Source organism: Pseudomonas sp. PS02288 (genome assembly GCF_029959715.1).
GTDB classification, from domain to species: Bacteria; Pseudomonadota; Gammaproteobacteria; order Pseudomonadales; family Pseudomonadaceae; genus Pseudomonas_O; species Pseudomonas_O kuykendallii.
This window is the reverse complement of the sequence record NZ_JASCPA010000094.1, coordinates 1-11033: the sequence shown is the minus strand read 5'-3', so window position 1 is coordinate 11033 and position 11033 is coordinate 1. Positions and strand designations below refer to the sequence as shown.

General features: G+C 65.0%; 11 protein-coding genes. 6 read left to right on the top strand and 5 right to left on the bottom strand.

Features of this window, described 5'->3' with window-relative positions; all coding sequences use genetic code 11:
* A partial coding sequence (locus tag QMX85_RS22500; RefSeq protein ID WP_282344653.1) for a deoxyribodipyrimidine photo-lyase occupies positions 1-531 on the bottom strand: 531 nt, incomplete at its 3' end.
* A gap of 244 nt (positions 532-775) precedes the next feature.
* On the opposite strand from QMX85_RS22500, the gene QMX85_RS22495 reads away from it, so the two are divergent.
* Entirely contained in the window at positions 776-1564 is a 789-nt protein-coding gene (locus tag QMX85_RS22495; protein ID WP_282344651.1) for an N-acetylmuramoyl-L-alanine amidase, read from the top strand.
* Positions 1565-1570: 6 nt separating this feature from the next.
* Here QMX85_RS22495 and QMX85_RS22490 read toward each other — a convergent pair whose 3' ends face one another.
* Entirely contained in the window at positions 1571-3364 is a 1794-nt protein-coding gene (locus QMX85_RS22490; protein WP_282344649.1) for an ATP-binding protein, read from the bottom strand.
* Positions 3361-4716 carry a sigma-54-dependent response regulator transcription factor AlgB gene (gene algB, locus QMX85_RS22485; RefSeq protein ID WP_282344646.1) on the bottom strand — a complete coding sequence of 452 codons (1356 nt, stop codon included), beginning with the start codon at positions 4714-4716 and terminating at the stop codon, positions 3361-3363. Before algB ends, QMX85_RS22490 begins: the two co-directional genes overlap by 4 nt.
* Before the next feature lie 366 nt (positions 4717-5082).
* Here algB and QMX85_RS22480 point away from each other — a divergent pair, with 366 nt between their 5' ends.
* The 4 genes from QMX85_RS22480 to QMX85_RS22465 all read left to right on the top strand — a co-directional run bounded on the left by QMX85_RS22480 (position 5083) and on the right by QMX85_RS22465 (position 6437).
* The gene (locus QMX85_RS22480) at positions 5083-5517 is read left to right on the top strand and encodes a PA2169 family four-helix-bundle protein (RefSeq protein ID WP_282344644.1); all 435 of its coding nucleotides are present in this window, start codon (positions 5083-5085) and stop codon (positions 5515-5517) included.
* 223 nt (positions 5518-5740) lie between these two features.
* Positions 5741-6034, top strand: a complete 294-nt coding sequence (locus QMX85_RS22475; protein ID WP_282344643.1) for a hypothetical protein — start codon at positions 5741-5743, stop codon at positions 6032-6034.
* A gap of 41 nt (positions 6035-6075) precedes the next feature.
* Positions 6076-6231: a hypothetical protein gene (locus tag QMX85_RS22470; protein ID WP_175534273.1), complete on the top strand. Its 156-nt coding sequence runs from the start codon at positions 6076-6078 to the stop codon at positions 6229-6231.
* A 38-nt stretch (positions 6232-6269) separates the two neighbouring features.
* The gene (locus QMX85_RS22465; protein ID WP_090224448.1) at positions 6270-6437 is read left to right on the top strand and encodes a DUF1328 domain-containing protein; all 168 of its coding nucleotides are present in this window, start codon (positions 6270-6272) and stop codon (positions 6435-6437) included.
* Between the two features lie 313 nt (positions 6438-6750).
* Here QMX85_RS22465 and wrbA read toward each other — a convergent pair whose 3' ends face one another.
* Positions 6751-7347, bottom strand: coding sequence for an NAD(P)H:quinone oxidoreductase (wrbA, locus tag QMX85_RS22460; RefSeq protein ID WP_282344638.1), 597 nt, complete (start codon positions 7345-7347; stop codon positions 6751-6753).
* Between the two features lie 109 nt (positions 7348-7456).
* Here wrbA and QMX85_RS22455 point away from each other — a divergent pair, with 109 nt between their 5' ends.
* Complete coding sequence (locus tag QMX85_RS22455) at positions 7457-8686, top strand: spore maturation protein (protein WP_282344635.1); 1230 nt, start codon at positions 7457-7459, stop codon at positions 8684-8686.
* Positions 8687-8713: 27 nt separating this feature from the next.
* Here QMX85_RS22455 and QMX85_RS22450 read toward each other — a convergent pair whose 3' ends face one another.
* Entirely contained in the window at positions 8714-10969 is a 2256-nt protein-coding gene (locus QMX85_RS22450; RefSeq protein WP_282344633.1) for an EAL domain-containing protein, read from the bottom strand.
* Positions 10970-11033: the final 64 nt, after the last annotated feature.

The following is an 11033-nucleotide window of genomic DNA, read 5'->3' as shown; positions in this document are numbered from 1 at the left end:
CGGGAAGACCGGCAGGCTGCGCGGCACCGGGCGCGGCTGGAACACCGGCAGGCGCTGCTCTACGACCCGACAGAACTCGCTGTAGACCTGCGGCATCTGCTCAAGGCCTTTGAGCAGCTCTTCCATGCGGAACAGCGAATTGCCCTGGAATTCACGCAGGCGCACATGGCCCAGGCGCGAACGGACCTCCGCCAGCTGGGTGAGCTCTTCCGGTGCGATCTCTTCCAGGGTCAGCACTTCCTGGATATCCAGGCGCTGGACCAGATCGGGAATCACGTCTTCGGGATGGCCGGGCAGCAACAGCAACCGCGATCCCAGCGCGCGCAGCGAGTTGTCCAGGGCGGTAATGCTTTCGAGAAGAAAACGGGCCCGATGAACGCCCAGGCGACGCGCGCCCAGCGGTCCGCTCCTGACCCACTTGGGGTCCAGGATGAACACCGGGATCAGTTCGTCCGCCTCCATACCCGCCCACAATGCCGGATGGTCATCGAGCCTGAGATCCTGTTTGAACCAAAGCAATGCGCGGCGCATACGTTCGTCGTCCTTAGCTGATCAGCGCGCGAGTTCGTCGCAAACGCCGCTTCGCTGAAATAGAGCTTCTATAACAGCCTGGTGTTCCGCGGCAAACAACCGCATCCGCCGAGCGGCACGTGGAAATGCCAAAAGGTCGAGGTTTTTGCCGGGGATGCCGTTTCGACGTTCGCCCGGAAAGCTGCCGGGGCGCCTTAGAGTGGTTATGCTGTTCCACTCTTTTTACTGTCGCCGTCATTTCGCCATGAAGTGTTCAGCCGTTTTGCTTGTCCTTTTCCTTCTCGCCGGTTGCAGCAGCGGCCCGCGCCTCGACACCTCGTTCACCTCGATAGGGCAGAACAGCCGCATCCAGTACGTGGTGGTCCACTACACCTCCGTCGATCTGCCGCGCTCGCTGGCCATGCTGACCCAGGGCGAGGTCAGCGCGCATTACCTGATCAGCACCAGCCCGGTGATAACCTATCGCCTGGTGGATGAGAACCGCCGCGCCTGGCACGCCGGTGTGAGCCAGTGGCAGGGGCGTACCTGGCTCAACGCCAGCAGCATCGGCATCGAGCTGGTGAACCCGGGCTTCGAGGAGCAGCCGGACGGCACCTTGCGCTGGATTCCCTACGACGATGCGCAGATCGATGCGCTGATCGTGCTGCTCAAGGACATCGTCAAGCGCCATGATCTGCCGCCGGGCAGCATCATCGGCCACAGCGATATCGCGCCGCAGCGCAAGACCGACCCGGGGCCCATGTTTCCCTGGAAGCGCCTGGCCGATGCCGGGCTGGTGCCCTGGCCGGACGCGGGCCTGGTGGCGCGCTATCAGGCCCAGTTCGCGCAGGCGTTGCCATCGGTGCTCTGGTGGCAGCAACAGCTCGCCGTGCAGGGCTACGAAGTGCCCCAGCACGGGGTGCTGGACGGCCCCACGCGCAAGGTGATCGGTGCGTTCCAGATGAAGTACCGGCCGACCCGCTTCGACGGCGAGCCGGACGCGCAGACCGCCGCGCTGCTGCTCAGCCTGAACCAGGTGACCGCGCGGCCCTGAGTGGCCTCAGATCGGCAGCGCCAGATAGAACACCGTGCCCTGGCCGAGGCGCGAGTGCACGCCGAGGCGGCCGCCATGCAGCCGCGCGATTTCCTTGCACAGCGCCAGGCCCAGACCGGCACCGCCCTGCTTGCGGCCGATCTGCACGAAAGGCTCGAAAATCCGCGATTGCTGGCTGTAGGGAATGCCCTCGCCGGTGTCCTCCACGCTGAGAATCACCCGCTCACCATGGCGCCGCGCCTGCAGGCGAATGCTGCCGCCGGCAGGCGTATAGCGCAGGGCGTTGTCGAGCAGATTGTCGAATACCCGTTCCATCTGCGGACGATCGATCTGCACGGTGGGAAGCGGCAACTGCATGTCCAGCTCCAGCGACACCTGCTGCTCGGCGGCCTGGCCGGCGAAGCGCAGACGGACGTTTTCCAGCAGCTCGCCAACATCGCAGGGGCGTAGCTCCAGCTTCTGCTGTCCGCTCTGGTAGCGCGAGAAGTTCAGCAGATCGTTGATCAGGCGGACCAGTCGGCGCATCTCCTCGTCGACCGTCTGGATCAGGTCGCTCTCGCGGCTCTCCGGGCCGAATTTCAGGCGCTCGCGAAGCAGGCCGAAGGCCATGTGCATGCCGGTGACCGGGGTGCGCAATTCGTGCGAGGCGCGCAGGACGAACTCGTTGCGCACCCGCTCGAAGGCGCGTTGGCTGGTCACGTCGCGCAGGATCAGCACCGCGCCCACCGTGCGGCCCTGGGCATCGCTGATGTTCGACAGGCGCCAGGCGAGCAGACGGGTCTCGCCGCCGGCCTCGATCACCAGGTCGTCCTGCGGTGCCTCCAGCGGCTGGTCGCCGAGCACCTTGTGCACGGCATCGTCCAGGGCCGGCTGGTTGAGTGCCTCGCCCAGGCTGAGGCCGATGTGCTCGTTGCTCCAGGCAAGCTGGCGCTGGGAGACCGGGTTGGCGTGTTCGATCTGACCGCGCTGGTCGATGATCAGAAGACCGTCGTCGATGCTGTCGAGCAGGGCCTGCAGGCGCTGCTGACCGCGCAGCAGGGCCTCGACGTTGGTTTCCTTGAGCTCGCGAAGCGCTTCGGTCATCAGGCCGAAGCGGCGGATCAGGGTGGACATCTCGGCGATCGGCGACACCGGCAGGACCACATTGAAGTCGCCCTGGCCAATCTGGTCGGCGGCTTTCGACAGGCCCTCGATCGGCGCGCTGAAACGTCGCGCGAAGCTGTGTGCGGTGATGTAGCCGAGCACCAGAACGGCCAGGCCGATCAGGCCGAGCAGGATGGCGATCAGGATCGAGCGGTTGCGTGCGTGTGCGCCTTCGCTGCGCATGTCGCCCAGCGCGTCCTGCTGCATCTTCACCAGGTGATCGCGCAGCTGGGTGTAGGCCTTGCTGAACGCCGGATTGCCGGTGAAGCCCTGGAGCGGGAGCGGTTGCCCAGGCTGGTCGAGGAAGGCGTTGTAGGCGTCGAACTCGTCGCGCGCGAGCTGCAATTGCTCGACATCCGGGCCCTTGGCGTTGTGCTTGATGGCATCGTCGAGGGTGCGCTGGAAATCGCCGCGGATCTGCTCCAGCCGCTGCGTCTGCACCGGCCGCTCCAGCAACAGCGCCAGCTGGTTGCCCAGGTTCTGGCGAAGCTGCTGGGCGACTTCGATGACGGCAAAATTGCTGCGGATCAGATGGTCCTGCGACTGCGCCATCTGGATCACGCTGAACACGCCCAGGCACAGGCCGAGCAGGGCCAGGGTCATCAACGAGGAAATGCCCAGGAACAGCCGGGCACGCAGATTCATGATGGCTTTCATAGACCGTACTGTTTGCGCTTCCGATACAGCGTCGAGGCGTCGATTCCGAGGGTTCTGGCGGCCTGGTCGAGGGTCTCGCTGGTGGCCATCACCGCGGCGATGTGGGCTTTCTCCAACTGTTCCAGGCTCAGCGATTCACCGACGCGCGGCGCGCTGTTGCCGCCGCTGTGGGTGCTCATGCCGAGGTGGCTGACTTCGACGTATTCCTGCGGGCAGATGATGCTGGCGCGCTCGATCACGTTGCGCAGTTCGCGCACGTTGCCTGGCCACGAATAGCTGGTCAACGCCTCGCTGGCTTCGGCGCTGAAGGCGCGCGCCGGGCGGCCGTAGCTCTTGACGAATTGCGAGAGGAAGCTCTCCGCCAGCTGCAGCACGTCTTCCGGGCGCTCGCGCAGCGGCGGCAGGTTCAGGGTGATGACGTTGAGGCGGTAAAGCAGGTCTTCGCGGAAGCGTCCCTCGCGGACCATGTCCTCGAGGTTCAGGTTGGTCGCGGCGAGGATGCGCACATCGGCGCGGCGGGTCACCGGGTCGCCGACGCGCTCGTATTCCTTGTCCTGGATGAAGCGCAGCAGCTTGGGCTGGAGGATCAGCGGGAAGTCGCCGATCTCGTCGAGGAACAGCGTGCCGCCGTCAGCCTGGCTGACCCGGCCTAAGGTGTTCTCGGTGGCGCCGGTGAAGGCGCCGCGGTTGTGACCGAACAGCTCGCTTTCCATCAGGTCGGCGGACAGCGACGGGCAGTTGATGGTCACGCAGGTCTTCTTCGCCCGGCGGCTCCAGCCGTGAATGGCGCGGGCCAGTTCACCCTTGCCGGTGCCGGATTCGCCGAGGATCAGGATGTTGGCGTCGGTATCGGCTACCTGGCGCGCGGTTTCCAGCACTTTCATCATCGCCGGGCTGTTCGAGCCCAGACCGTTGCTGCGCTGGCGCACTTCGCCTTCCAGTGCTTCCAGGCGGGCGGCGAGCTGGCGGACTTCCAGTTGCTTGGCCGCGGCGAGGCGCAACTGGTCGGGGCTGCACGGCTTGACCAGGTAATCCGCCGCGCCCAGCTGCATGGCGTCCACCGCGGTATCGATCGCCGAGTGGGCGGTGACGATCACCACGCGCATCCACGGCGCCTGCACCTTCATCTGTTGCAGCACGTCGAGGCCGTTGTCCTCGCCCAGGCGCAGGTCGAGGAAGCACAGGTCGAATACCTGCCGTTGCAACAGCGAGTCGGCCTGCGCCGCGCTGTTGGCCGTGGCCACGGTGTAGCCCTCGTCTTCCAGGCAGTAACGGAAGGTGCGCAGGATGGCCGCCTCGTCATCCACCAGGAGAATGCGGCCGCTGGCCTCGATCTTGTTTTCCACTTTCATACTCCCCGTTCAACGCGCTCGGCTATGTCCCGGATGCGCTCGATGCGCATCGCAGCGGCTGCCTTTTTCTCGTTTTCTGCAGCTCGGCGTTTGCTTAGTCCCGTAATTGCCGTGCAAGTTGCACGGTCGATAGTGCCTTATCCTGCAGCGTGCATGAAGATAACTTCCTCTGTCTTTCCAAGTTATTGAAAAGTAGAGGGATTTAATTAGCTGGGCGTGGCATGTCGTTTGCGACCACAAGGCCGAATGGAGCGATTCATCCTTCGCTCGACTGGCCCGGTCACGCGACACCCTCTGCCCGCTGCGGCGACCATGACGATCCGGGCCTGTTCCGCGCCTGCTTGGCGCTTTCTCCGGAGAACGGCCATGAACGACAAGACCCACACCCTCAACGAGCTCATCGAGATTACCCGTGATGGCGAGCGCTTCTACCGCCACGCCCTGAGCGAAGTGAAAAGTCCCGAACTGCGCCAGGTGTTCGAGGAGATGGCGCAGGTGAAGAACGCCGTCATCCAGGCGCTGGCGGTGAAGGTGGCGGCCAATGAAGAGCACCCAGCGCAGGGCGGTACGTTGTTCGGCAGGTTCCGCGAAGCCTACGCCGAAGCGCGTGCCGGCATGGCCTCCGACAAGGACGCGACCTATGTCGGCCAACTCGAGGCCACCGAGGACCGCATCCTCGCGGCCTACGAAGACGCGCTCAAGGACGCGGACGTCGACGTCCAGGCGCTGCTGGGCCTCGAACTGCCGAAGATCCGGGCCTGCCACGCGCGCATGAGCGCGCTGAAGAAGAGCCTCGCGTGACTGCGACAGTCGGGCACGGATGCCCTAGCCCCGTAAGACCTTGCAAAACGCACGAAGGGAAAATGGACCATCGTGCAGATTGCCACCGAAAGCCTTTGAATACTCCAAATAAGTTATTGATTTTAAAGGGGAAAAAAACGAATTGCAGATGGCACGGCGGCTGCAATGTTAGTCACATACGAAATTGAAACGCGCTGGAAACCAGTCGCTCGGAGGAATCAGGATGAACAACCAACTGCTCAAGTCGCCCCTCTCCAAAGGACTGTTCGCCGTAGCCGCGTTGGTGTTGATCCAAGTGACCGAAAAACCACAGACCGCCGCCGCCCAGGCCCCCGGTCTGGCCATGGTCGAGACGCAGTGGGGTCAGGTGCAGCGTCTGCAACCGTCCCTCCAAGTGCAGGCTCAGGTTGCCCAGCAGTACACCCGGGAATCGCTGCAGCCCGCCACGCAGCCTTCTGCTCGCGAAAGCCAGCAGATCTGGAACGAACTGCCGAAGCAGGAAAGCTACGTTTTCTAACCGACGGACATCGCTGGCAGAGCGGCGAAAAGGAGATGGACATGTGGATTCTTGCTTTTGTGATCACTGCCCTGCTGTTCCTGGGATTGATGATGAGTTGTGCACTCGTGGTCGGCCAGGCGCTGTTGGAGAGTCATTACGTCAATGACCGCGAAGAAACCGTAACCGCGTCCGGACACACCCCCGAGGTCGTCTGAGCGCTAGCAACATCAAAAACGAGAAAGAGGAAAATCCTATGTTGAGCTGGGCCATAACCTTCCTGATCATCGCCATCATCGCTGGTGTTCTCGGCTTCGGTGGTATTGCCGGCACTGCCACTGGAATCGCCAAGATTCTGTTCATCCTGTTCCTGGTGTTGTTCGTGGCTTCGTTCATCTTCGGGCGCATGCGCGGACCGCGCTAAGCGGGCCCTGGAATGCCCGATTGCCCGGCCGAGTGGGGCAATCGAGAGAATCGCGACTCATGGAAGGAGTCGCCCGCTGAGCGAAAGGGAATTCATCGATCAGCGAAACGGCTGGCCTTCAGCCGTCACTCATCCGACAGCGGATGTGATCAGGGGGCCGGGTTGCTCTGGATGTTTGAGTTCGGAGCGACCTAGGGGTACAGCGAGTACTCCCGTTCGCGGGCCGGATCAGGCGAAGCTGCACCGGAGTCGTCAATCGACTCCGGTGGGCAGCTCAATCATGTTTATTGGCCGTTCGGCCGCTTCCAGCTTCTTAGTGCAATCGCACCGCCAGCTTCGCCACGTGCGCGCCCTGGAATTTCGCCAGGCTGAGCTCCTTCTCGCTCGGTTTGCGCGAGCCGTCCGGCCCCGCGATGGTGGCCGCGCCGTAGGGCGAGCCGCTGCGCACTTCACTGATGTCGGAAAGCTCCGGCGCGCTGTAGGGCAGACCAACGATCAGCATGCCGTGGTGCGCCAGCGTGTTCCAGAACGAGGTGATGGTGGTCTCGGTGCCGGCGCCCGTGCCGGTCGAGGTAAAGACACTGCCGATCTTGCCGATCAGCGCACCCTTCGCCCAAAGCCCCCCGGTCTGGTCGAGGAAGGTACGCATCTGACCGGCCATGTTGCCGAACCGCGTCGGGCTGCCGAACAGGATGGCGTCGTAGTCGGCCAGCTCCTGCGGCGTGGCGAGAGGCGCAGCCTGGTCGAGTTTGGCACCGGCCTGCCGGGCGAGGTCCTCTGGCATGGTTTCCGCCACCCGCTTGAGCGTCACCTCCACGCCTTCGACACTGCGCGCGCCCTGCGCGACGGCTTCGGCCATCTGCTCGATGTGGCCGTACATGGAGTAGTAGAGCACCAGGATTTTCTTCATCTTTCGGTTCCTCGCGTGATGGATGACAGCAGAACGCAAGGTAGACCATGCCGTGACCGCGGAGTGTCGCGCCGCTATCATCCAGCCTCCTGTTTGTGCGGAGGTCTGCATGCTCAACGGCTTATGGCTGGGCTTTTTCGTGGTGGCGGCCGTTTCCGCGCTGGGGCGCTGGCTGCTCGGCGGCGATGCGGAGGTGTTCGCCGCGCTGGTGGAAAGCCTGTTCGCCATGGCCAAACTGTCGGTCGAGGTGATGATCCTGCTGTTCGGCACGCTGACGCTGTGGCTGGGCTTCCTGCGTATCGCCGAGCAGGCCGGGCTGGTCGACTGGCTGGCGCGAATGCTCGGGCCGCTGTTCAGCCGGCTGATGCCGGAGGTGCCGCCCGGCCACCCGGCGCTGGGGCTGATCACCCTCAATTTCGCCGCCAACGGCCTCGGCCTGGACAATGCCGCCACGCCGATCGGCCTGAAGGCGATGCGCGCGCTGCAGGAGCTCAATCCGAGCCAGACCGTGGCGAGCAACGCGCAGATTCTGTTCCTCGTGCTCAACGCTTCGTCGCTGACCCTGCTGCCGGTGAACATCTTCATGTACCGGGCGCAGCAGGGGGCGCTCGACCCGACCCTGGTGTTCCTGCCGATCCTCCTGGCGACCAGTGCCTCGACCCTGGTGGGGCTGTTCTCGGTGGCCTTCATGCAGCGCCTGAAGCTCTGGGACCCGGTGGTACTCGCCTACCTGGTGCCGGGCGCGCTGATCCTCGGCGGCTTCATGGGCGTGCTCGCCACGCTCTCGGCCACCGCGCTGGCAGCGCTGTCGTCGTTGCTCGGCAACCTCTGTCTGTTCGGCTTGATCATGCTGTTTTTGCTGCTCGGCGCGCTGAAGCGGGTGCCGGTCTACGAGAGCTTCGTCGAGGGCGCGAAGGAAGGCTTCGACGTCGCCAGGAGCCTGCTGCCCTATCTGGTGGCAATGCTCTGCGCGGTGGGCGTGCTGCGGGCGTCCGGTGCGCTGGACATCGGCCTGGACGGGATCCGATGGCTGGTCGGCGCGCTGGGGCTGGATGGGCGTTTCGTCGATGCGCTGCCGACCGCGCTGGTCAAGCCTTTCTCCGGCAGCGCGGCGCGGGCGATGCTGATCGAGACGATGCAGAGCCAGGGCGTCGACAGCTTCCCGGCGCTGATCGCGGCGACGGTGCAGGGCAGCACCGAAACCACCTTCTATGTGCTCGCCGTGTACTTAGGCGCGGTAGGCATCCAGCGCGCGCGGCACACGGTAGGCTGCGCACTGCTGGCGGACCTGACCGGGGTCATCGCGGCGATCCTGGTCTGCTACTGGTTCTTCGGCTGAGCCGATGCACGGGTCGTGGGCGAGTGCTCAGTACAGGTCGGTGCCCGCCGCCTGGGACGGGCTCGGCAACAGGGACCAGCGCCCCTCGAAGCAATCGCCACTGTCGAACAGCCGCTGCAGTTCCTGCGGCGGCTGCGGCCGGCTGAACCAGTAACCCTGGGCATAGCGGCAGCCTTCGCGGGCGAGGAAGTCCAGGTGTTCCTGCAGTTCCACGCCCTCGGCGACCACCTGCAGGCCGAGGCTGGCGCCCAGGCCGATGATCGCCCGGCTGATCGCGGTGAGCTCGGGATCGTGCGGGGTGCCGCTGATGAAGCTCTTGTCGACCTTGAGGATGTGCAGCGGGAAGCGCTTCAGGTAGCCCAGCGACGAATAGCCGGTGCCGAAGTCGTCCAGCGCCAGGCGGATACCCAGGCTGGCCAGCTCGCGCAGGCTGGCGAGGGTCTCCGCGCTGTCTTCCATCAGCAGGCTTTCGGTGATCTCGAGAATCAGGCTGGGCGCCGGCAGGCCGGTTTCGCGGAGGATGTCGGCGACCCGCGCGGCGAAATCCATCTGCCCCAGTTGCCGGCTCGACAGGTTCACCGAACAGCGCAGGTGTGCCTGCCCGTCCAGTTGCCAGCGGCGCACCTGGCGACACGCCTCGCGCAGCACCCATTCGCCGACGCGGACGATCTCGCCGGACTCCTCCAGCGCCGGGACGAACTCCAGCGGCCCGACCAGGCGTCCCTTGTGCCGCCAGCGCACCAGCGCCTCGACGGTCTGCAGGTAGGGGTGGCCATGGTCGATGCGGCAGATCGGCTGGTAGTGCACCTCGAACTGACCCTTGGCCAGCGACTGCGACAGCGCGCTCTCCAGCTGCAATTGATGTTGGGCGGCGACCTGCAGCTCCTCGCTGTAGCGGGCGAACTGCGATTTGCCGGCGGCCTTGGCGCGGTACAGCGCCAGGTCGGCTGCCTGCAACGCATCCAGCGTGCGGCCCTCGTCGCGCAGCGGGGCGATGCCGATGCTGGCGCTGACCACCAGTGCGTGTTCGCGCAGGTGCAGCGGATGCTGGAGGCTTTCCAGCATGCGCTGGGCGACCTGTTCGGCGTCGGCCTGCAGGGCCATGTCGTCGAGCAGCACCACGAATTCGTCGCCGCCGAAGCGGATGAGGTGGTCGCCAGGGCGCAGGCAGCGTTTCAGTCGGTGGGCGACCTCGATCAGCACGTGGTCGCCGGCGGCATGCCCGAGGCTGTCGTTGATGAGCTTGAAGCGGTCGAGGTCGATGAACATCAGTGCGGCCTGGCGGGCGCCGGCCTTGCGCTGGCGTTGCAGCGCCTGGTGCAGCAATTCGTCGAGCCGGGTACGGTTGGCCAGGCCGGTCAGCGGGTCGTGCCGGGCGGCGTGGCGGAGCTGGCTGTCGACCGCCTTGCGCTGGCTGACGTCGGTTTGCGAACCAGCCATCCGCAGGCCGCCCTGGCGGTCCCGCTCGGCCACGCCGCGGACCAGCACCCAGGCGAACTCGCCGTCGGCGCGACGAATCCGGTATTCCATGTGCAGGAACGCGGTTTCGTCGCGCAGGTGGGCGTCGATGGCCTGGCGCAGCGAGGGCAGGTCGTCCGGGTGCACGCGGCTGAACCAGCCCTGGCTGCTTTCGCTGAAACTGTCGCGGCCATAGCCGAGCATGCTCGCCCAGCGCTCCGAGAGGTACAGCCGGTCGTTCACCACGTCCCAGTCCCATAGCCCGTCGTTGGCGCCACGCAGCGCGCGGGCGAAGCGCGCCTCGCTGTCTTCCAGGGCCTGGCGCTGGGCCGCGGTGTAGGTGTCGATCGCCAGCGTCATGTCGAAGAATACGGCCTTGAGCATGCTCTGGTAGAGCGCCGCGTTGGGGCTTTCGGCGAACAGTGCGTCGGTCATGCCGTCCAGATACATGCGATAGGCGCCCATGTACCACTTGAGTTCGACGCCGACGCGCTCGTGGACTAGGCCGATCTGCAGCCGCTCGCGCACGTAGTCTCGGTCGTACGGCCCCATCCACAGGCGCCGGTAGTAGTTCAACTGGCTGCGCTTGAGACGCCTGAGGGTTTCCGCGTCGTTTAGAATCCGCTGCAGCGGGTCGAACTTGACCATGTGCGCGTACAGCGCCTCGACGAAGGCCGCGTGGGGCTCCTCCATCAGGCCTGCCGAGCGGCTCAGACGCTCCGCGTCCTGTTCGTTCCAGCCAAGGAAGCGGCAGCGGTTTTCGATCTCCTGCCGATCCAGGCCGATGCGTTTCAATAAGCCTTGAAGTTCCTGTTCCGGCCTCATTTCATCCTCTCCTGGAAACTCGAGCCCCAAAAAAAAGCGCCGCGATGGCCACCCTCTTTCGAAG